We start from the raw sequence: 21,120 nt of genomic DNA on the forward strand, positions 1-21,120 counted from the left end.
AGCAAAAGCCACGAGCAATCCAAACGCGGGCGGGGCCGCTCAAATTCCATTAACATATCGTTAACAAGGTACTGTTTTGCTTATAAAAAGGTTCCCACTACTTTTGCCCTCGTCAAATTTTCGAAACCAAACAAATCCTATACCAACCAATGAAAAAGCAACTTTTCTTTTTACTGGCCTTTTTCCTGATTTCTGCTGGAGCCTTCGCTCAGGGTAAAATTAAAGTAGATTCGGAAACGAAAGATTTTGGTAAAATTGCTCAGGGTACGCCCGTTACGCACGAATTTACGGTAACCAACACGGGTAAAGCTCCGGTCGTTATCAGTAATGTAACGGCTTCTTGCGGTTGCACGACACCGAAATGGTCACAGGCTCCCATTCTGCCCGGTAAGACCAGCAAAGTAAGTGCTACCTATAATGCAGCCTCTGTAGGTCCTTTTAACAAACAAATCACGGTATACAGCAATGCTGAAAACAGTACCATAACGATGTTCTTGAAAGGCGAAGTACAACAAAAAGCCGCAGCTAAGGGCGTGAAGTAATCATTGCCTTAGACAGTGGTAAAAAAGAGATCCTTGGAAACAGGGATCTCTTTTTTATGGCTTTACAGAAAGTGACCGGTTCGAGGGCTACTCAGATAAATCAGGTTATAATGAGTGGAAAAAAAATATTATTTTTAATAGACTGATAATGAGCTGATTAAAAATAATTTTAACTTTTTTTTAAAAAAAGCGTCTAAGAATAAATCCAAGCGATATCCAAATCCCGTAACTATCTCTGGACAACCGAAACTGCTCAGGCTATACCTTTTGTGTCGCTTGAGTAGTAAGTTAAAGGTGTGGGTTAATTCATTTCCGGTACAAAGGGCTTCTCCATAGAAGCCCTTTGTCTTTTCAGCCCACTTCATCCGATCACTCAAACCAACGATCATCAGCGACCCAAGGCACAAGTTGAAAACTGCGGAGTTATTGAAAAATATCTATCATCCTGTTAGTTTTGTTCCAAAAAATTTAAGTTCTGTCTCCTTTGGGAAAAAAACGCATTGTCGTCGCTGAAAAAGATCTGGTTGGCTTGCTTCGTGAGCGAGATCAACGTGGATTTACTATCCTGTATGATAATTATTCCTCGGCTTTATACGGGGTTATTTTGAAAATCGTCAAATCGGAAGAAACGGCTTCGGATGTTATGCAGGAAGCCTTCGTGAAAATTTGGCGAAATATTGAATCTTATGAACGTTCGAAGGGCAGTCTATTCACTTGGATTCTGAACGTTGCCCGTAATACGGCTATTGATAAGTTACGATCTCAGGACTATCAACAAAATACTCAAAACCAACCGCTTGAGTATTTCGTAAGTGTAGTTGAAGAAGAAAATCCAGTAGAGCATCAGGTAGATGCCATTGGAGTTCGTAAAGTGGTCGATCAACTTCGTCCTGAATATCGTTCTATCATCGATTTGGTTTACTTTCAAGGCTATACGCAGGCAGAAGTCGCCGACGAGCTTGAAATACCCCTGGGTACGGTGAAAACGAGGGTAAAAGCGGCCCTAGCTCAACTCCGAACATTGATTAGTATTCTCATTTTGTTGTTTTTCACCACCTACATTAATTCGTAACAAATTGAATGAGCATGAAATAGTTTCGTCTGGCTTGCTGGAAAGCTATGTGCTGGGAATTACTTCAAAAGAAGAATCCACGTTAGTGGAGAGTCTTTTAACGAATCAACCTGAATACCAGGCTCAAGTAGAGGCCATACGGGATACCCTGGAAGCCTACGCTTGGCAAAATGCTCAGGAACCTCCGGTATCGGTTCGAGAAAAAGTATTGGGAAGTATCCAGGAGTTGGCAGCAGGCCAGGGTGTTCCGGTGGCAAAGTCGTCTGCGAGCACTCTGAATATCCAACGTCCCGGCATTTCGGTTACCAGATCTTTGGTAACGTCCCGTAACTGGGTGGCTGCAGCTGTAGTCATCGTAGTACTAAGTGTAGTAGGTAACGTATTTTTATTCAAGAGATTGAAGGCTTCCGAGGAACAGTTAGCCTCGCTGGAATCACAAAATACACAGTTAGCGAATAATCTGGAAGCTCGTAAAGCCAGCTTTGAGAATGCCCGTCAGGAAATTGCTGTCTTGCAAAATCCGGGTACTAAACTCATCAAGCTAAGAGGCGAACCTATCGCTCCAACGGCTTTTGCGATGTTGTACTCGAACGATTCGAAGCGGGAGACGTACATGGCTAATGTGCAATTACCCGCTGCTCCGCACGGTAAACAGTATCAACTGTGGGCGATTGTTGACGGCAAACCCGTAGACGCCGGGTTGTTTGACAAGAACACCAGCTTACAGAAAGTGAAGAGTATTGACGGAGCTAACGCCTACGCCATTTCACTCGAACCCGAAGGCGGTAGTGGTATACCGACCGGACAGGTGTACGTGAAAGGGAACTTGTAAGAAAAGTTTAGTGAGTTAATCCAATAAAAAAGGTGACCTGATTCGTCAGGTCACCTTTTTTATTGGATTAGTAGTTAGCGTGAGTTTGAAACGCTCAACTCATTACGGTATTATTTACGTTGGAAATCATCCTGCACGCGAACGATATCATCTTCGTCGGAAGGATTAGTAGCGTCCGTGTGTTGCCAGATTTCGGCGACGATACCCCAATTATCCAAACCAATCAGTCGGTGACGCTCGCCCTGTTGCAGCGTAATTAATTCGCCGGGCTCATACGTACGGGTTTCGCCTTCTTCGTCAGTCGGGCTGGTCATCACGGCTACAGTACCCGCAACCACTCGCCAGATTTCGGCCCGACGGAAGTGATACTGCCACGAAAGACGTTTTTCGGGACCAACCACCAGGATTTTCGGACTCAGTTTAGCATAACCTTCCAGATCCGTCATTTGAATCGTAGGGAAATACGTGCTGACAAATTCAGCCGTTTGAGCTTCATCGATCACGAAGAAGCCACCCCAGGGACGGGTTTGGTCCTGCGTAGCAATGTTCAGCCCGTGGCTGCCCAGCTCGATAGCAATTTTTTCGAAAAGTTCGGCTTTAGAAGTTTCAGCAGAAAAAGACAGATTCATGATTTGTATTCGTGATTTACGGTGATAGTATCGAAAGGAGAACACGGCCTTGGCCGCAAAGTACTAAAACTTTTAGGGTCCCCGCCATCGCATCAGACCAGAAATTTCTCGAAAAAGATATACCACAGGGTTCCTGCATTCTGATCCCGGGCAATTGCTGTATCTTTGACTTATGCGAATACCACAGGAAACCGTCCAGCTCATTCAGGAAACGGCCGACATTGTCGACGTCATCAACGATTACGTGACGCTTAAAAAACGTGGAGCCAACCTGATCGCCTGTTGTCCGTTTCACAACGAAAAAACACCTTCGTTCAACGTTAATCCGGTACGGGGCATTTTCAAGTGTTTCGGTTGCGGTAAAGCGGGTGATTCCGTGAAGTTTATCATGGAAATTGAAGGCATCGGTTACCCCGAAGCTTTGCGGCATCTGGCCAAAAAATACGGCATTGAACTCAAGGAAACGGAACAGACGCCCGAAGAAATCCAGTCGCAGAACGAACGGGAAAGTCTGTACATCGCCCTCGACTACGCCAAGAAATTCTACCAGGAACAACTCCTGCACTCCGACGAAGGCCAGTCGATTGGTCTAAGTTATTTTCAGGAACGGGGCTTCAATCGGCAAACCATCCAGCAGTTCGAACTGGGTTACGCTCTGGAAAGCTGGGATGCGTTTACCAAGAATGCCCTTCAGCAGAAATTTCAGATTGAAGTACTGGAAAAAGCGGGTTTGTCGATTCGGCGGGATTTGGATTCCCGTCCTGACGCCCGCGTTTTCGATCGCTTTCGGGCTCGGGTAATCTTTCCCATTCATAACGTTTCCGGCAAAGTGATTGCCTTTGGGGCCCGGATTCTGAAGGCTGATAAAAACCAGCCCAAGTACCTCAACTCGCCGGAAACGGAAGTTTATCACAAGTCGAACGTCCTGTACGGAATCTATCAGGCGAAGAATGCGATTCGTAATGAAGACGTCGCTTATCTGGTGGAAGGTTACACCGACGTGATTTCCCTGCATCAGTCGGGAATTACCAACGTAGTGGCTTCATCGGGTACGGCTTTGACGGTCGAACAGATTCGACTGATTGGTCGCTTTTCGCAGAATATTACGGTACTGTACGACGGCGATGCGGCGGGAATCAAGGCCTCCTTACGCGGACTGGATCTGATTCTGGAAGAAGGACTGAACGTGAAGCTTTGTACCTTTCCCGAAGGCGAAGATCCCGATAGTTACGTCCGCAAAATCGGGGGGGAAGCCTTCCGTCAGTACATCAAAACCCAGGCGGTTGACTTCATCCGTTTCAAAGCCGAAGTACTGCTGCAGGACGCGGGCAATGATCCCTTCCGCAAGGCCGGTGTGATTAAGGAAATGGTCGAGAGCATTTCCAAAATTCCGGATGCCATTACGCGGCAGGTATTCTTCCAGCAGACGGCCCGGCTGATGGATTTGCCCGAAGAAACACTGATAGCCGAAGCTAACAAACGGGTACGCGAGCGAATCAAGAACGATACCAAAGTCCGCGAAAAACAGGAGCGAAAGTCCGAACCACCGCTGGATTTGCCACCAGGGGTAGGGGCTTTTTCGCCGGACGATGAGCCGGATTTTGCGGAGTTAATGGCGGCTGAACAAGGTCAGCCCGCCGCCCCGCCGGCATCCAAGCCGAAGCGTACGCCACTTTCGTACCAGGAAGAAGCCTTTTGTCGACTGCTGATTCTGTACGGAACGACGGTGATTGAAACGGAAACCCGGGAAGACGGTCCGCACGACATTACGCTGATGGAGTACATGGTCAGTCAGACGTATGATCTGGATTTTCAGACGCCTCTGTACCAGCAATTCATGGATATTTTTCGGGCGGCAACCCAGCAGGAAGCTTATCCGGATACCAATTTCTTCCTGAGCCATTCCGATACGATTATTCAGGAAGCCAGTATTGACTTTGTGTCGGAACGGCATCCGCTCAGCGAAAACTGGGAGAAAATGCATGAAATTTATATCCCCCACGAACGCGATCAACTGGATAAAGTAGCTCACCGGTGTGTCCTTCGATTGAAAAAATCATTCAACGACCAGCGGATGCACGACATTAAACAACGGTTGACGGAAGTGACGCAGGCCCACGAGCAGGAAGAATTACTGATGCAATTCATGAAAATGAAACGGATTGATCAGGCTCTGGCGAAAGAATTGGGAATTGTGGTAACGGGCTATTGATACCGTAGCCTAAGTACGGCGGAGCGGTTTTCAAAAGCCAAACGAATTTGGCGTAGCTTGGCGACTTTACGACCAGGCTATGAAAAATCAAGTACTGAATCAGCTTGCTCATCTACACCGTAGACAAACCGTGCTGTATGGATGCAGCCTATGGGTTACGGCTCTGAGTGGAACCGTAGTGCTGTCACAGGTAAAATTCCCCGTAATGCTAACTGCCGATTTGATGCTGAATGCCAGCATGTTGCTGTGGATGGGGTACGGAATCTATAGTCTGTATTATTCCCGGAAACTGGCTCTGGGCGTGACTATACTGGGACTGATTGCCCTCTGGATTAGCGATCATTGGGAAAAGCAGATTATTTCAATTAATTGGGCAGTCGCGGGTTTGCTCATTGGGGTCATTATCCAGCTGAGTATGGTTCGAAAAATAGGGGCCTTACTAAACAGTCCACTTACGTTAATACGACTGATTTTTAATCGAATAGGGGTAGAAGAATAGGTTAAAGATTGGGTTTTATTAAGAACTGTTCTAAAAAAGTCTGAGCAACGACTGTCCGAAAGGGCGGTCGTTTGCATTTGACGTGTACTTTTGTAGATAGAGTAGATCGACTGTTCATTATTCCGGAACTCGTCAGGGGGGGAAGGAGTTTACTTCGTAGTAGATAAAGAAAATCAGTACATGCAGGATCAGAGCTACTGGGGGACCATTAAACGCGGCATACAATCCAGCCTGAAAGGACTTCAAATTTCCCTGCGACATTTGAAAGATTCCACGCGGCGGCGTAAGCCCATTTATGTGGACGACCCGAATTATTTTGAACAAGACACGGGAATGGTAACGCTGCGGTATCCGTACGAAGCCATTCCGGTACCCGATAATGGACGATACCGGCTCCACAATGAAATGGAAGACTGTATCGTCTGCGATAAGTGTGCGAAAGTTTGTCCGGTGGATTGCATCGAGATTGAACCCATTCGGGCTACGGGCGAGGTGGGGAAAGCCTCCGATGGATCGGCTATTCGTTTGTTTGCGGCCAAATTTGACATCGACATGGCCAAGTGCTGCTACTGCGGCCTGTGCACGACTGTCTGCCCGACGGAGTGCCTGACCATGACGAAAACGTACGACTATTCGGAGTTTGACATTCGGGATATGGTTTACCATTTCACGAATCTTACGCCCGAAAAAGCCGAAGAGAAGAAACAGCTTTACGAACAATTCGTGGCTGAAAAAGAAGCGGCTAAGACCAGTAAGCCCGTTGTCGCGAAAGAAAAAGAAACGCAGCCCGCAGCTCGTCCGACCTTTAAGCCCGGCTTGAAGAAAACGACTGAAGAAGCGACTCCGGAAGTACAGGCGGAACGAAGCGAAGAGGCGAAACCCGCCCGTCCCACGTTCAAACCTGGATTCAAGAAAACGGCTGAACCCACGGAACCGGAAATCACCGAACCGAGCGAGGAAAAACCGGCTCGACCTGCGTTCAAACCTGGGTTTAAAAAAACTACGGAGGAACCGACGGTACAGCCCGAAGCAAGGGAAGAGGATCAACCCGCTCGTCCGGCATTCAAGCCTGGATTCAAAAAGCCAACGACTGAACCTACGCAATCTGAATCTGAACCCACGGAAGAGGCAAAACCGGCCCGCCCGGCGTTTAAACCCGGATTTAAGAAAACGCCCGTAGAAGCCAAGGCTCCAGAGGAGATTCCGGAGAAAACGGAAACGCCGGCGGAACCCGAAGCGAAAAAAACAACGAGTTTTAAACCGAACTTTAAGCGAAAAGAAGCTGAGCCGATGGCGGAAGAACCGATTCAGCCGGAACCGGCCGCATCGGCAGAAGCCCCTGACGAACCGCCCGTAGCCAAAAGCTTTAAGCCGGTATTCAAGAAAAAAACAGCGGAACCCGAAGAGCCGAAGGTAGAAGAACCAACGCCTGAGGTACCCACGGAACAGCCCGTAACGAAAAGTTTCAAACCCGTCTTCAAAAAGAAAACGGAACCCGAATCACCCGTTTCAGAAGAACCGAAAGGAGAGGAGCCAAAGGCCGAAGAAGCTCCTGTACAAAAGAGCTTCAAGCCGGTGTTTAAAAAGGCTGCTACGCCCGAAGTAGAGGTGCCCAAAGTCGTAGAAGAGCCCGCCGCACCGGAGCCTGAAGAACCCAAAGTGGAAGAGCCGGTACGGAAAAGCTTCAAGCCCGTCTTTAAAAAGCAGGCTGATGAACCCGCCGTTGCGGAACCCATAAGCGAGTCTACCCAGCCAGAGCAAACGCCTGAAGTAAAGCCCGAAGAACCCGAAACGCCCAAACCCGGCGGCAAATCATTCAAGCCCGTATTCAAACGCCCCAATCAAGAATGACCGCTTTTGTGTTTCTATTTTTTGTTGTGCTGACCATCGCGTCGGCGGCGGTGGTGCTGATTAGTCGAAACGTACTGTATTCGGCGTTTAGCCTGATGGTCACGTTTCTGGGTATTGCGGCACTGTACGTATTCGCCGGAGCTGATTTTCTGGCCGTTACGCAGATTATGGTGTACGTAGGAGGAATTCTGGTACTGCTGGTATTTGGCGTCATGCTGACCCGAAACAAAGCGGATCGGGGTACGGGCCAAGCCAACGTCATTCGAACCGAACATAGTCGTACCTTCTGGGGCATACTGACGGCTGGAGGTATCTTCGCCATTCTGTCGACGATTCTGGCCAAAGCTCGCTTCGATACGGTGGAACGTAATCATTATGAATTGATCGAGCGTAAAACGACCATACAGGAGTTGGGGATTGGCTTACTTACGGATTACGCCCTGCCTTTTGAAGTCGCTGGTATTTTACTGATGGTGGCCTTACTGGGAGCGGCGTACTTATCCGGTAAAGCAAAAAACTTCGGTACGAAAGAATAACACCCGTATGCAAATTCCACTTTCTTATTTCCTGCTAACGGCCGCCTTACTGTTCAGTATCGGCTTGGCCGTGGTCATTGTCAAGCGAAATGCCATTGTCGTACTGATGGGCATTGAACTGATGCTCAACGCGGCTAATCTCAATCTGGTGGCCTTCAGTCGCTTTGATACGGATTTGACCGGGCAGTTTTTTAGTCTCTTCGTGATCATTGTAGCAGCGGCCGAAATTGTGGTAGCTCTGGCGATCGTACTGAAAGTTTTCCAGCATTTCCAGACGGTACAACTGGACGAAGTCTCCGAATTGAAAGACTAGACAAGCATGAAATAGCCCTTCCCGGCGGTTGCCAGGAATCGGGCATATCTAACAAAAAAAGGCTGGTACTCATGGACCAGCCTTTTTTTATTGGGTACGAATCGGGACCGCTACTTCCGTATGATCCCAGTGGAGTACCAGGTCAGTACCACCCGTTTGGGGCATAAAGCTTATTTCGAAAAGCTCCTGTACTTCCGGCACCTGATGCGAAGGCACGGCGGCTCGAAAGAGGTCTTTGGATGCATCATATTCCGTCCCCCACTGACCCGTTTCCTGATTGATGACTACTTGCCAGTCCTGCGGTCCAGGAATGGTCCAGAGCGTATATTCACCCGCTTTTAAAGGATGCCCGGCCAGCGTTACATTATGATTGACGATCAGCTTCGTTGCTTCATTGGCTCCCGTACGCCATACTTTTCCGTAGGGAACCAGGGCACGCGTGGAAGAATCACCAAAAATGGTTCTTCCTTTTTTGGCGGGCTGGCAGTAGGTAACCTCCAGGCGAAGTCCATTCTGGTTGAAATGAGCATGAGCCTCCTGACTTAAAGGCTTGGCGTACTGCTTGTACAGAAACGCCGAAAGTGCCGCCAGTCCACCTACGACAACCAGAGCAATGATTACTTTTTTCATAAGTTGTATGCAAGACGTTCAGTGAACGCTAAATGCTCAAGACTATTTCAGTCCGACGAGCCTTATACTTGGATTAGAGTAGATAGGGTGAAAGACATACTCATCAAAATCCTAAAAAATTTCACCGCATGTACAGCTAAATCACAAAACCTAAGCGTAACAAAGGCCTTTAAATCGTTCCCAGTACGCAACGTTCTCCGGCCAGCAAAGGTAAATCCTCTTCGACAGCCAGACTGGTTTTTGCGTTATTTAATTCATTTTGATAGGCTTTGCGTAACTCTTTTCGCTTCAAAGCTTCCAGAAAACGACGGGCATCTTCGCGGGTTTCCAGCAATAAAGGCGGCACCAATGTGGGTTGATTCGTTTCTTCATCTTTGGCCACCATGGTAAAGTAACTGGTATTGGTATGAACCTTGACGCCCGTCTTGATGGATTCGGCAATGACCCGAATTCCTACAATCAGGGAGCTTTTGCCAACGTAATTGACCGAAGCCAGCAATGATACCAGTTGACCCACCTCCACGGGCTGTAAAAATTCCACGTGATCAACGGCTACTGTAACTACGTACGTACTGGCATGTTTGGATGCACAAGCGTAGGCCGCTTTATCCATTAATGACAAAAGAATACCGCCGTGGATCTTGCCGCCGAAATTGGCATAGCTCGGAATCATCAGTTCGGTAATGGTAGTCTGGGAATACGAAACAGATTTAGGCTCCACGTGCGAGTGTGTTAAGAAGTGACTTGAAAGTTATTTGGAAGAGTTCTAAATAAATTTCAAAAACAAGTGCTTTTGTCTACTAATTCAATTGGTTTTCCCAAACGGAGAACGGATATTTGCCGACGAATTAACAAGATTTCTGCCATACTCTTTTCGTAGGTCTGATCGAAATCGCTTCCCAAGTATTGTTACATGAACCCCGAACTACTGCTCTGGATCACCTTGCTTTTGCCGTTCGCTGGGTTTTTACTGCTTATACTTTCGGGGAAAAAAGCCAATACAGCAGCGGGCTGGCTGGGGTTGGGACTTTCTGCATCAGGACTGGCTCTTTCCTATCTGCTGACCGATCAAGGGGTTACAGCCGTTGCTTATCCCTGGCTTACGGCGAAACTCAGTTTCGGTTTTCGCGTCGATGGGCTGACCTTACGGATGCTGAGACTGGTATTGTTCATCGCTTCGCTCGTGCAGCTTTTTTCCATTGAATACATGCGGGAAGACGCCGCCCGCTTTCGGTATTTTGGCTTTCTCCAATTGTTTGTCGGCTCGATGCTGGGCATTGTACTGGCCCATAATCTACTCGTCTTATACGTCTTCTGGGAATTAGTAGGGCTTAGTTCCTACCTGCTGATTGGCTTCTGGTTCACGAAAAAAGAGGCCATTGCTGCTTCCAAAAAAGCTTTTCTGGTCAACCGAATCGGGGACGTAGGGCTGGCTCTGGGCGTATTTGGTGTCTACCATCGCTTCGGCACGCTCGATTTTTCGACGTTCGCGGGGATGGCCGAAGGGTCCGATCTGTACCTGACGGCGATCGGCCTGTTACTATTCTGCGGTACCGTTGCCAAATCGGCTCAGTTTCCCCTGCACGTCTGGTTGCCCGACGCCATGGAGGGGCCAACCCCCGTATCGGCCCTGATTCACGCGGCTACGATGGTAGCGGCTGGGGTATACCTGCTGGCTCGAATTTTCCCAATCCTGACGCCCGAGGCTTTAGTCGTTATTGCCAGTATCGGAACCATTACGATGGTGATGGGAGCCGTGTATGCTCTCTCGCAAACGGACATTAAGAAAACGCTGGCTTATTCCACCATTTCACAACTGGGCCTGATGGTACTGGCCTTAGGAGTAGGGGCTCCGCAGGCGGCTCTGTTTCATCTGTTTACGCACGCTTTCTTCAAAGCGGGTTTGTTCCTGTCTTCGGGTTCAGTCATTCATTCGCTGCACCACGCGGGGCACGGGTTCGACGCTCAGGACGTACGCCTGATGGGCGGTTTACGGAAACAATTGCCCGTAACGTTTTGGGCCTATACGGTTTGTGCGGCGGCTCTGGCGGGCTTGCCCCTGACGGCCGGATTCCTCTCGAAGGATGAAATTCTACACGAAGCCTTCACGCATACGGCTCATTCCTGGAGAATGATTTTTCCCATTCTGGCTCTTATCTCAGCGGGTTTAACGGCCTTTTACATGGCGAAGCAGTGGCGGATCGTCTTTTTCGGAAATTGGCGAAACCCAATCCTGTCGCTGGATCAGGTTCATGAATCGTCTTGGCTGCAGAAAGGTCCGCTGATAGGGCTGGCTTTATTGTCGTTGCCTTTTGCGTTTTCGATTAATCCGCTGGGTGAGCATTTTGCTCCGCTGGTAGCCCTGGGCTCCACCGCCGTGGCGGTAGGGGGTATTGCCCTGGCCTGGATTCGTTACCGGTCTGTACCCGATGCGGAATCGCTACGGGATATGCCGCTTACTACACTCGATGACGCTTATCAACGCTTTTTCGTACAACCTGTACTCAAGTTCGCCCAATTCTGTACCTGGCTGGATCGGGTTATGGTGGATGGCATCGTGGATGGAATTGCTAAACTACAGGTCATTCTGGCTCATCTGGTGGGCTGGTTTGATCGAAATATCATTGATGGGTTTGTAACCGCTTTAGCCTGGTTGAGTCGAACGCTGGGGGGGATGACCCGTCAGGTACAGAGTGGAAAAATTCAGTCGTACATCGTAGCGATGGTCATGGGAATGGCGGCTTTGCTAATCTGGTGGACCTGGTAGTACGAATGAAATTTTAGCCGGAAAAGGAGGAATACTTTTCCATTGTATACGTAGAAAAATGCCGATACTGACTACCCTTATAGCTTTACCTTTTCTCGGAGCCGTGCTTTTGTTACTGCTACCCGAGGCAGCCCGCAACGCCTGCCGCTGGCTTACGGTGCTGTTGTGTACCGTTCATCTGGCCTTGAGTAGCTGGCTGTGGTTCCAGTTCGATCCGCAACTGGTAGGGTACCAGTTCGCCGAAAATCACGACTGGATCACGATGGCTCTGGGGCAGTTCGGTATCATTTCCATTGATTATTCCGTGGGAACGGACGGGCTGAGCTTACCGATGGTCTGGCTGACGAGTCTGGTGATGTTGGTGGGAGCGGTCTCTTCCTTTGAGATCAAGGAAAAGGAACGGGCGTATTACGCCTTATACCTGTTGCTGATGGGTAGTGTGATGGGCTGTTTCGTCGCTCTCGATCTGTTTCTGTTCTTCCTGTTCTTTGAATTTATGCTCCTGCCGATGTACTTTCTCATCGGAATCTGGGGCGGACCCCGACGCGAATACGCCAGTTTGAAATTCTTCATTTATACCCTAGCCGGTTCTGTATTCATTCTGTTGGTGATGATTGGTTTGTACCTCTCGGTGATTGATCCGGTGGAAACGGCTCTGAACATTGGACTGGTACAGGATCGGGCCCAGATTACGGAAGACGTACTGGCCGAGGTACAATCGCTGGTGAGCCAGTTACAGATTGATCCGGCCCAACTCGTTCATACGTTTGAAATCCCGTACCTTACGAATCCTCGCAATTTTGTCCCCGAGTCTCTGCTGAGTAGCATGGCCGGTCACGAAATCTTCGGTCTATCGGCCCGGTTGCTGGCTTTTCTGATGCTCTTCATTGGTTTTGCTGTAAAGCTACCGATGGTGCCCCTGCATACCTGGTTGCCCGATGCCCACGTGGAAGCCCCTACGCCGATTTCGGTCGTACTGGCGGGGATTTTGCTGAAAATTGGCGGATACGGATTCTTCCGGATTGCCTACGAAATCTTCCCCGACGGAGCCATTTACTTTGCCGACTGGATTGCCGGGCTGGGCGTCTTGAGTATCGTTTACGGAGCCTTTAATGCCCTGAGTCAGAAAGACCTCAAACGGCTCATTGCCTATTCTTCGGTTTCGCACATGGGCTTTGTGTTGCTAGGATTAGCGGCCCTCACGCCCGAGGGAGCCAATGCGGCCATCTACCAGCTGTTTTCGCACGGTATTCTTTCACCTATGCTGTTTTTGGTGGTGGGAGTGGTGTACGCCCGGACGCACGACCGAAACATCGACCATTACCAGGGACTCGCCAGTACCATGCCTGCCTATACGGGTTTGACGGCCATCGCCTTTTTTGCTTCTCTGGGCTTACCCGGTTTCTCGGGCTTTATTGGAGAGTTTTTTAGTCTGATGGGAGCCTTTAATTCGCTGTACATTCCCGTGTGGATGGTGGTAGCGGGGGGATTCGGTTTGATTCTGGGAGCGGGCTATTTCCTGTGGACCTTCCAGCGGGTGTTTCTGGGCAAACGCTGGTCCACGCACGATGCCCAGCTGTTGACGGATCTCAACGCCCGGGAAAAACTCATGCTGGTACCCCTGGCTCTGCTTTCTCTGTTTTTCGGGATACTACCGGGTACCGTGTTCGCCATTACCGAAGGCTACGTGCTGGAGTTCATGAAACACTTTTAACGCAATGAAAAGGGCCTTGGCCCTTCGTCCATAACAGCCTGCCGCCTGGAGCGAACGGCCTATACGCATCATGCTTCAAAAACTCGACCACATCCTGGCCAGTCTTTCCGGCTTCACTCCCGAAGTTTGGCTGGTGGTGGCTTTTGTGGGAATTATTACCTGGGATTTGATTGCTCCCGAAGCACACGCCGAAAGTCGGGGTGGATTCTTTCACGGACTTACCTTTCTGGCCTTTGCTTTTCTGGGGGTATTGCTGGTACAACAGTGGCAGATACAGCCGCGGGGAGTCCTGTTTGGATCCATGCTGCGGCTCGACGACCGGGCTATTTTCTTTAAGCTACTGGTGACGCTGACGGCCCTGATTACGGTTTTGCACAGCTGGGTGACGGGACGGCGGTGGTCGGGCGAATTTTTCTCCGTACTCATCGGCACCGTATTCGGATTGCTGGTACTGTCGATGGCTACGAACCTGCTAATGGTGTACCTTTCCCTGGAAGTCGTATCCATTTCCAGTTACATCCTTACCGCCCTTCGCGGCGACCGGAAAAGCTCCGAGGGGGGCATGAAATACGTACTGTTTGGGTCCGTCGCATCGGCCCTGATGCTCTACGGAATGAGTCTGCTGTATGGCCTGACCAGTACGCTTGATTTCACCAATCCGAGCTTTAGTCGGGCGTTGCTCGAAACCGATCCGCTGGTATCGGCGTCGGCCATTTTACTGGCGATCAGTGGGTTACTTTTCAAGGTTTCGGCGGTACCCTTTCAGGTCTGGAATCCCGACGTCTATGAAGCGGCCGACACACCCGTTGTTTCCTTTTTTTCAGTAGCACCGAAGGCGGTGGCTTTTCTGGTTTTGATGCGTTTGTTTAGCGTACTGCCATTGAATTTCCAGCCCGTACTAGCGGTGCTTTCGCTGGCCACCATTACCGTAGGCAATTTCTCAGCCCTGTGGCAAACCGAAGCCAAGCGACTCATGGCGTATTCCTCCATTGCTCAGTCGGGTTTTGTACTGGTGGGTTTAGTGGCTTTTTCCGAATTGGGTCAGCAAACGGCTACGTTCTACCTGGGGAGTTATGTCTTCGCCAGCATGGCCTGCTTTCTGCTGATTGACATTTTATCGACGTCCCGTTCGAAAAATGAAGTACCCATTCAAAGTTTTAGTGGGGTAGGGCGGCAACAGCCGTTGCCCGCTATTTTGCTTAGTATCGCTTTTATTTCGCTGGTAGGCTTGCCGTTGACGGTTGGATTTTCGGCCAAGCTACTCATCTTTAGTTCGCTCTGGGAGGCGTATCAGCATACGAACGCATCGCTGTTCCTGATACTGTTTGTCTTTGGCTTGCTCAATACGGCGGTTTCCCTGGCTTTTTACGTGAAAATTCCTTACGCCCTATTCTTCAAAACGGCTGAACCGGGGCAGTCGCTGGTATCGCCCCGCTGGCCGCAAGTAATCCTCGCTCTGGTGTTAGTAATTCCCATTATTGTCCTATTCCTTCGAACGGACTGGCTGATGAACTGGATTGCGGGATTTGTGAGTTAGAAAAGCCGAAGAGTAAACGGCTTGTGACATTACCAGAAAACGAAAACGCAACCTTTCAAAGGCTGCGTTTTCGTTTTTTAGACATGTGTACCTCCTAAAACAACACCAGACAAACCGCCGGTACTAGTACCAGCGAGGCTATGGAAGACAGGCCAACCAGCAGGGCTGAGTTTTCTTTTTCGGTATCCAGATTCGTGGCAAATACGACCAGGTTAGCCGCAATAGGGAAACTGGCGAGCAGTAGCATCAGCTTACTCTGATTTTCGTCCAGTCGGCCAATTAAACCCTTTTCCAGGAAAACTAAAGCTACCAAGATGATCGCTCCCGCGATGTAGCGTACGCTCAGGATCTTGGCAAAGGTGGCGTAGGGAATTTTTTTGAAATCGATCTTTTCCAGCGTGATGCCAATGAGCAACATCCCGGAGGCCGATACGACCCAGCTAACCACATCGCCCACTACCTCCATACTTTCGGGTACTTCTACCTCAAGTACGTTCAGGACAATCGCCAGTACACAGGCATAAATAGCGGGAATCTTGAAAACATTCAACACCGATTCCTTGACGGGAATATCCTTGGTTCGCGACATCAGATAGTAACAAACGGTGTCGCCGTACAAGGCATTCCCTACGTAAGCACTGATGATCAGCGGCATTTGTTCGTCTCCAAACAGGGCCATCACCACGGGTATACCAAACCAGCCAATGTTGTAGTACGAAAAGCTGCTTTTCAGCATGTTCGGATTCAGATCCTTCGCCAGAAAGCGGGTCGTCAGCATAGCGGGTAAGTTCATCAGGCTAGCCAGTATGAAGACAATGGCCCCAATGACTGCCGTTTCGGCCAAGTCTGCTTTCAGCAGATTCTCAATGATGATGAGGGGAATCAGGGCATACAGCATCACTTTTGAAATCCACTTGCTTTGGAGACCCCATTTGCGGGCGGCAAAAAAGCCCAGGATAATGAACCCGTACAGCGGCAGTACCTTACGTAATAATTCCTGTAGTATCTCCATCAGCTGATCTTTTCAAGCAGGTGATTCGTAAGCAAATCCGCCTGTTCCACATTAAACCAAAGGGAATTTACTTCGTGCTGGATGCCCGCTAAGGGTTGCCCGATGGCGTATAAATTTCCGGCAGTCTGATCGGCTACGACCTGCATGGTACGCAGATCGACCACGATACCACCCGCTTCGTAGCTACGGATCAGGTCTTTTTCCAGCAATTGCTTGAGCAGGGGTTGGTCAACCATTTCATCGACCGTAACCGCCGGACCGGAAGCATTGATGACAAAATCCGCGTACTCGGTCGATCCATCCTGCATTTGTAGCACGAATCGCTTGCCATCCCATTCCAGATCCTTGCTGCTGCCCGTAACACTTAGCTGTCCCTGTTTGAGTAACGCGGCGAGCTTCTCCCCATTTTCGATAGGAATGGAATGTCGGTTGATGTCGTAAAAGGGTTTTACCCACGATAAAAAGAGTAATTTCTGATCGGGAGAGAGCAGTTGCCAAATGGGATAAATATCATCCCGCAGGTCGTACAGAATATTCTGGTAGAGGTTACTACCTTCATAGGCTTGCTGAAGATCTTCCTCCAGCAGGGGAAGCGTATCCGTTGCTGTACGTTTTTCAATCGACCATTCGGGTTTCAGGGGCTGATGCTCTTCTACCTCTTTCTTAAAAAGCCGGATCAGGTCCGTGACTCGCAGAGCCCTCCGTTTTTCACGAATACACTGCCGAATCATGGGCAACGTCAGGTATTTTCGATCGAAAGGCACTTCCTGAGCGGCCTGTACGCGGGGAAGTAACCCGGTTTTCGAAAAGAAACGAATCTTGCCCTTGTGCTCATTGGAAACCAGCGTAATGAGGGCATCAATGGCTGTCAGGCTGCTCCCAATAATAGCCACGGAAGCCTCTTTGTCGCGTATGGTTTCCAGAACTTTTTTGGAAGGCCAGGGAGACATCAGAAACTGCGGTAAATCTTTGAATTCCTGAAAAGCAGAGGGAGCCGGATTACCCGTAGCCAGAATGGCGTAATCGCACAAAAAAGTCTCGCCCTGCGTCGACTTCAATTCAAAACGGTCGTCGTCAAGTAATTGAGCGTCAACGATTTCGTCCTGAACTTTTTCTATTTCAATGTCATGTTCTGCCGCCAGATCGGTGTATTCCTGAAGCATGGCCTTTACGTAGCTACCAAAAAGCATACGGGGTGGGTACGAGTCCGGGCTAATTTCCAGATCGGGATACTCTTCCTCAAGAACAGCTTTGTTGGCATGCATCCAGTCAACAAAGTGCAGACGTTCGCCGGGTACAATCCCCATGAGTCCCGCTTTGGTATTGAGTAAGTGCCCTTCCTGACCCGTACCATAGGCAAGTCCAGGACCAAATTCCGGTTTACGTTCGAAGAGTAACAGGCGGAGGGGCGTAGTACAGCGGTTGACAACGTATTTGAGTACAAGCTGGATTAAGCAGGTGGTTCCGCTGGCTCCTGCTCCAACAATGGCAATGGTTTGCCGGTAGTTCTGATTCATTTGCGTGGGTTTTACTCGACTCTTGATTTCCCCGGCTAAGGGTAGAATTCGAATGGGCTATCGGATCATAAAAGATGGTCAGTACTGCTTAGGTCAAAAAAACCTTTAGCATACACGCGTATTCGTGGTATTAAAAAAGCATTAAAAAAACATGCCCTGATTTTGAGCAGGTATGGATTGGAAGGCACTGAAGGGGACGCGAGAAGACAACGTATAGAGCTTCCGTCAACGAATGACTTTTTATTTATTAGGTGATTAATCGAACTCACTACCCTTTGATTTGTTACTAATACATAGATGCTAGGGAAATATTTGGCAATTCGCAGGAATCGCTTCTGTTTTTAGAAAGATGGCCCGATTATTTTGGATGAATTCACCATGGATAGGCATACTTGGGAAACCAAAAACGAGTAGGTTAACGTAAGTACTAGAGAAATTGAACAATTCCAAGTCCGATTCGGACGTTGATGCGAGTATGAATTTTTTGTGAACTTTTGTTGAACCATTCCCGGCTTAAAGTTGTAATTTCGATTCAAGGAAATTTACTTCATTAAGCGAGCAGTCAAAACGACATCCTAAATGTCCGACGAAATCAAACACGAGTGCGGGATCGCTCTTCTCCGCCTCCGCAAACCGCTCCAGTATTACATCGACAAGTATGGCACGCCCTTATATGCCGTAAACAAGATGGCCCTGCTCATGAACAAGCAGGCAAACCGGGGACAGGATGGAGCAGGCATAGCGAATATCAAACTCAATGTAGCTCCCGGGTATCGCTTCATCAGTCGGTACCGCTCCGTGGAGGCCAAGCCCATCGAAGACATCTTCGAGAAAATCAATAAGAAGTATCGTAAGGCCGAGAAAGAAGACTCGAAGAAGTACCTGAACGCCGAATGGCTACAGGAAAATTACGGCTTTACGGGCGAGGTCTGGATGGGGCACTTGCGGTATGGTACGCACGGTAAGAACGAAATCGAAAACTGCCACCCGTTTTTGCGTCAGAATAACTGGCGGAGTCGGAATCTGGTTGTAGCCGGTAACTTCAATATGACCAACGTCGATGAATTGTTCGATAAGTTGGTTTCCCTGGGTCAACACCCGAAAGATAAAGTGGATACAGTAACGGTAATGGAGAAAATTGGCCACTTCCTAGATGAGGAAGTACAGCGTCAATTCGACCATTTCAAACCGCTGTTTCCCGAAGATAATCAGCAACTGACTTCTCTGATTGAAGAGAACATCGACGTAGCCCGTATGTTACAGCGGTCTTGCCGTGATTTTGACGGTGGCTATACGATGTGCGGTATGTTAGGTTCAGGAGCTGCATTCGTAGCTCGCGACCCGGCAGGGATTCGTCCGGCGTACTATTATGCGGATGACGAAGTGATTGTCGTGGCCTCTGAAAAGCCCGCGATCAAGATGTCGTTCAATTGCGATTACGACGAAATTGCAGAAATCGGACCGGGCAATGCCCTGATCATCGATACAAACGGCGAGTACCGCGAAGAACAATTCCGCGATCCGCTGGAAAAGAAATCCTGCTCGTTCGAACGCATCTATTTCTCACGGGCTTCCGATCCGGACATTTACCGGGAACGTAAGAATTTAGGTAAGCTGGTGCTGCCCCAGATTCTGAAAGAAATTGATAACGATCTGGCCAATACGGTCTTTAGTTATATTCCTAATACGGCAGAAACGGCCTTCTTCGGCTTAGTCGAAGGGTTGGACGAACATCTGGTGAAGGAACGCAAGAAACATATTCGCGAAGGCGTTCTGTTCGAGGAAGACCTGGATCGTCTGCTTTCCTTCCGGCCTCGTACGGAGAAGATTATTTCGAAAGATGTTAAACTGCGTACGTTCATTACCAACGACACCCACCGGGACGAGATGGTATCGAACGTGTACGAGACGACTTTCGAAGTAATCAAAAAGAAAGAAGACACGATTGTACTGATTGATGATTCCATCGTACGGGGTACGACGTTAGAGCGTTCGATTTTACGGATGCTCGATCGGCTGGAACCCAAGAAAATCGTGATTGTCAGTTCTGCTCCGCAAATTCGCTACCCCGACTGCTACGGCATTGATATGTCGAAAATGAAGGATTTTGTAGCGTTCCGGGCGGTACTGAAATTACTGGAAGAAGAAAACCGCGAAGAGTTACTCGAAGAAACGTTGGCCCGTTGTAAAGATGCATTGGAGAATGGTTACGCCACGCAGGAGAACTACGTGAAAGCCCTCTACGAACCCTTCACGGACGAACAGATTTCCAAGAAAATTGCTGAAATCGTAACGCCGAAAAACTGTCAGGCGGAAGTTTCCATCATTTACCAGACCGTGGACGACCTGCATAAAGCATGTCCGAACCATACGGGCGACTGGTACTTCACCGGAAACTATCCAACGCCGGGCGGAAACAAAGTCGTAAACCGGGCTTTCGTCAATTACATGATTGGCAAGGGCAACGAACGGGCGTACGGAGCTTTCTAATATTCTTAGTATGATTAAGTAAAGACCAGCTTTAAAAAAGGCTGGTCTTTTTCTTGTGTTTCAAAGATCTGAATTCGAGTACGCTGGTTTACAAAATAGACCAGCAACCCCGTAATTTCGACGGGCCATAGTACTGCCATAAAGGGCTCGTTGTATCTTCGCAGCCTCAATGAGCAGATGAGGTATGATTTTTTATCAAACCATCTGACAACCTTTAGTCGCCGTGAAAATCCTCCAGAGTACGTTCTGAGTAGTCAGATCTGCTTTTATAGACCATCCTATCGAATGAATAAAACTGATACCCAAGATGGCAGTAAACGCCTAAGCAGGATCAATCGCTTTTTCTTGGATTTGCATGACGTCTTTCTGTTTGTTATTCGAATTTTTAAGGAAGCGTTTCTGCCTCCTTACGAATTCAAGGAAATCGTTAAGCAATGTTTCGAGGTAGGCGTGAAGTCACTTCCCCTCATTTCTTTGACTGGTTTTATTACGGGTATCGTTTTTGTGAACCAGTCGCGTCCGTCACTTTCTGAATTCGGGGCCGTCTCCTGGCTCCCTTCGCTGATTGCCATTGCCATTGTGCGGGCTCTGGCCCCGCTGGTTACGTCATTGATTGCGGCTGGAAAAGTCGGGTCAAATATTGGGGCTGAGCTGGGTTCCATGAATGTGACTGAACAAATTGACGCGATGGAAGTTTCTGCTACGAATCCGTTCAAGTTTCTGGTCGTTAGCCGGGTCATTGCCACCACAACCATGATTCCGATTCTCACCGTCTATACAACGATTCTGGCATTGCTCGGCGGTTTCATCAACATTCACCAGCACGAAGCCACCAGTTTTCAGACCTACTTTACGCAGGTGTTTAATACCATTACGTTTACGGATGTTTTTGCTTCGATTACTAAATCGTTCGTTTTTGGATTCACGATTGGAACCGTAGGCTGTTACAAAGGCTACCATTCTTCCA

Annotated in this window: 18 protein-coding genes; 13 read left to right on the plus strand and 5 right to left on the minus strand. The window is 48.8% G+C overall.

Features of this window, described 5'->3' with window-relative positions:
- The first annotated feature begins 149 nt into the window (after positions 1-149).
- From ACOJTG_RS02105 to ACOJTG_RS02115, 3 genes are all read left to right on the plus strand, one after another.
- Entirely contained in the window at positions 150-542 is a 393-nt protein-coding gene (locus tag ACOJTG_RS02105; RefSeq protein ID WP_420152291.1) for a DUF1573 domain-containing protein, read from the plus strand.
- A 484-nt stretch (positions 543-1,026) separates the two neighbouring features.
- A complete protein-coding gene (locus ACOJTG_RS02110) occupies positions 1,027-1,614 on the plus strand; it encodes an RNA polymerase sigma factor (protein ID WP_104709868.1) in 588 nt (195 codons plus the stop codon).
- A gap of 34 nt (positions 1,615-1,648) precedes the next feature.
- Positions 1,649-2,446 carry an anti-sigma factor gene (locus ACOJTG_RS02115; protein ID WP_420152292.1) on the plus strand — a complete coding sequence of 266 codons (798 nt, stop codon included), beginning with the start codon at positions 1,649-1,651 and terminating at the stop codon, positions 2,444-2,446.
- Positions 2,447-2,556: 110 nt separating this feature from the next.
- Here ACOJTG_RS02115 and ACOJTG_RS02120 read toward each other — a convergent pair whose 3' ends face one another.
- Positions 2,557-3,075: a phosphoheptose isomerase gene (locus ACOJTG_RS02120; RefSeq protein ID WP_420152293.1), complete on the minus strand. Its 519-nt coding sequence runs from the start codon at positions 3,073-3,075 to the stop codon at positions 2,557-2,559.
- A 172-nt stretch (positions 3,076-3,247) separates the two neighbouring features.
- On the opposite strand from ACOJTG_RS02120, the gene dnaG reads away from it, so the two are divergent.
- From dnaG to nuoK, 5 genes are all read left to right on the plus strand, one after another.
- Positions 3,248-5,287, plus strand: a complete 2,040-nt coding sequence (gene dnaG / locus ACOJTG_RS02125; RefSeq protein ID WP_420152294.1) for a DNA primase — start codon at positions 3,248-3,250, stop codon at positions 5,285-5,287.
- A 79-nt stretch (positions 5,288-5,366) separates the two neighbouring features.
- The gene (locus ACOJTG_RS02130) at positions 5,367-5,786 is read left to right on the plus strand and encodes a hypothetical protein (protein WP_420152295.1); all 420 of its coding nucleotides are present in this window, start codon (positions 5,367-5,369) and stop codon (positions 5,784-5,786) included.
- Positions 5,787-5,966: 180 nt separating this feature from the next.
- On the plus strand, positions 5,967-7,637 hold the full coding sequence (locus tag ACOJTG_RS02135; protein WP_420152296.1) for a 4Fe-4S dicluster domain-containing protein: 1,671 nt from the start codon (positions 5,967-5,969) through the stop codon (positions 7,635-7,637).
- On the plus strand, positions 7,634-8,173 hold the full coding sequence (locus ACOJTG_RS02140) for an NADH-quinone oxidoreductase subunit J (RefSeq protein ID WP_420152297.1): 540 nt from the start codon (positions 7,634-7,636) through the stop codon (positions 8,171-8,173). The genes ACOJTG_RS02135 and ACOJTG_RS02140 overlap by 4 nt, the downstream gene beginning before the upstream one ends.
- Before the next feature lie 7 nt (positions 8,174-8,180).
- Complete coding sequence (nuoK, locus tag ACOJTG_RS02145) at positions 8,181-8,486, plus strand: NADH-quinone oxidoreductase subunit NuoK (RefSeq protein ID WP_094814041.1); 306 nt, start codon at positions 8,181-8,183, stop codon at positions 8,484-8,486.
- A gap of 87 nt (positions 8,487-8,573) precedes the next feature.
- Here the strand turns inward: nuoK and ACOJTG_RS02150 are convergent, their stop codons facing one another.
- Positions 8,574-9,116, minus strand: a complete 543-nt coding sequence (locus ACOJTG_RS02150; protein WP_420152298.1) for a DUF2911 domain-containing protein — start codon at positions 9,114-9,116, stop codon at positions 8,574-8,576.
- 169 nt (positions 9,117-9,285) lie between these two features.
- Positions 9,286-9,837: an acyl-CoA thioesterase gene (locus ACOJTG_RS02155; RefSeq protein WP_420152299.1), complete on the minus strand. Its 552-nt coding sequence runs from the start codon at positions 9,835-9,837 to the stop codon at positions 9,286-9,288.
- 192 nt (positions 9,838-10,029) lie between these two features.
- Between ACOJTG_RS02155 and nuoL the strand changes: the two genes are divergently transcribed.
- The 3 genes from nuoL to ACOJTG_RS02170 all read left to right on the plus strand — a co-directional run bounded on the left by nuoL (position 10,030) and on the right by ACOJTG_RS02170 (position 15,134).
- A complete protein-coding gene (nuoL, locus tag ACOJTG_RS02160; RefSeq protein WP_420152300.1) occupies positions 10,030-11,883 on the plus strand; it encodes an NADH-quinone oxidoreductase subunit L in 1,854 nt (617 codons plus the stop codon).
- Between the two features lie 58 nt (positions 11,884-11,941).
- Entirely contained in the window at positions 11,942-13,597 is a 1,656-nt protein-coding gene (locus ACOJTG_RS02165) for a complex I subunit 4 family protein (protein ID WP_420152301.1), read from the plus strand.
- Between the two features lie 70 nt (positions 13,598-13,667).
- Positions 13,668-15,134, plus strand: coding sequence for an NADH-quinone oxidoreductase subunit N (locus tag ACOJTG_RS02170; RefSeq protein WP_420152302.1), 1,467 nt, complete (start codon positions 13,668-13,670; stop codon positions 15,132-15,134).
- A 94-nt stretch (positions 15,135-15,228) separates the two neighbouring features.
- On the opposite strand, the gene ACOJTG_RS02175 is transcribed toward ACOJTG_RS02170, so the two are convergent.
- Together ACOJTG_RS02175 and ACOJTG_RS02180 are read right to left on the minus strand one after the other, a co-directional pair.
- A complete protein-coding gene (locus tag ACOJTG_RS02175) occupies positions 15,229-16,146 on the minus strand; it encodes an AEC family transporter (protein WP_420152303.1) in 918 nt (305 codons plus the stop codon).
- Entirely contained in the window at positions 16,146-17,663 is a 1,518-nt protein-coding gene (locus ACOJTG_RS02180) for an FAD/NAD(P)-binding protein (RefSeq protein ID WP_420152304.1), read from the minus strand. The genes ACOJTG_RS02175 and ACOJTG_RS02180 overlap by 1 nt, the downstream gene beginning before the upstream one ends.
- 579 nt (positions 17,664-18,242) lie before the next feature.
- Between ACOJTG_RS02180 and ACOJTG_RS02185 the strand changes: the two genes are divergently transcribed.
- Together ACOJTG_RS02185 and ACOJTG_RS02190 are read left to right on the plus strand one after the other, a co-directional pair.
- Positions 18,243-20,153 carry an amidophosphoribosyltransferase gene (locus tag ACOJTG_RS02185; RefSeq protein ID WP_420152305.1) on the plus strand — a complete coding sequence of 637 codons (1,911 nt, stop codon included), beginning with the start codon at positions 18,243-18,245 and terminating at the stop codon, positions 20,151-20,153.
- Between the two features lie 285 nt (positions 20,154-20,438).
- Positions 20,439-21,120: MlaE family ABC transporter permease (locus ACOJTG_RS02190; protein ID WP_420152306.1), on the plus strand; the 682-nt coding region annotated here is incomplete at its 3' end.

Origin of the sequence: Siphonobacter sp. (assembly GCF_048595215.1) — a bacterium.
GTDB lineage: Bacteria > Bacteroidota > Bacteroidia > Cytophagales > Spirosomataceae > Siphonobacter.

What these genes read in the sequence shown, in the direction of transcription:
- ACOJTG_RS02150 (WP_420152298.1), bottom strand. Translation starts at nt 9,116, where the DNA reads ATGAAAAAAGTAATCATTGCTCTGGTTGTCGTAGGTGGACTGGCGGCA.
- ACOJTG_RS02105 (WP_420152291.1), top strand. Translation starts at nt 150, where the DNA reads ATGAAAAAGCAACTTTTCTTTTTACTGGCCTTTTTCCTGATTTCTGCT.
- nuoL (WP_420152300.1), top strand. Translation starts at nt 10,030, where the DNA reads ATGAACCCCGAACTACTGCTCTGGATCACCTTGCTTTTGCCGTTCGCT.
- ACOJTG_RS02185 (WP_420152305.1), top strand. Translation starts at nt 18,243, where the DNA reads ATGTCCGACGAAATCAAACACGAGTGCGGGATCGCTCTTCTCCGCCTC.
- ACOJTG_RS02175 (WP_420152303.1), bottom strand. Translation starts at nt 16,146, where the DNA reads ATGGAGATACTACAGGAATTATTACGTAAGGTACTGCCGCTGTACGGG.
- ACOJTG_RS02140 (WP_420152297.1), top strand. Translation starts at nt 7,634, where the DNA reads ATGACCGCTTTTGTGTTTCTATTTTTTGTTGTGCTGACCATCGCGTCG.
- ACOJTG_RS02135 (WP_420152296.1), top strand. Translation starts at nt 5,967, where the DNA reads ATGCAGGATCAGAGCTACTGGGGGACCATTAAACGCGGCATACAATCC.
- ACOJTG_RS02130 (WP_420152295.1), top strand. Translation starts at nt 5,367, where the DNA reads ATGAAAAATCAAGTACTGAATCAGCTTGCTCATCTACACCGTAGACAA.
- ACOJTG_RS02120 (WP_420152293.1), bottom strand. Translation starts at nt 3,075, where the DNA reads ATGAATCTGTCTTTTTCTGCTGAAACTTCTAAAGCCGAACTTTTCGAA.
- nuoK (WP_094814041.1), top strand. Translation starts at nt 8,181, where the DNA reads ATGCAAATTCCACTTTCTTATTTCCTGCTAACGGCCGCCTTACTGTTC.
- ACOJTG_RS02180 (WP_420152304.1), bottom strand. Translation starts at nt 17,663, where the DNA reads ATGAATCAGAACTACCGGCAAACCATTGCCATTGTTGGAGCAGGAGCC.
- ACOJTG_RS02170 (WP_420152302.1), top strand. Translation starts at nt 13,668, where the DNA reads ATGCTTCAAAAACTCGACCACATCCTGGCCAGTCTTTCCGGCTTCACT.
- ACOJTG_RS02165 (WP_420152301.1), top strand. Translation starts at nt 11,942, where the DNA reads ATGCCGATACTGACTACCCTTATAGCTTTACCTTTTCTCGGAGCCGTG.
- dnaG (WP_420152294.1), top strand. Translation starts at nt 3,248, where the DNA reads ATGCGAATACCACAGGAAACCGTCCAGCTCATTCAGGAAACGGCCGAC.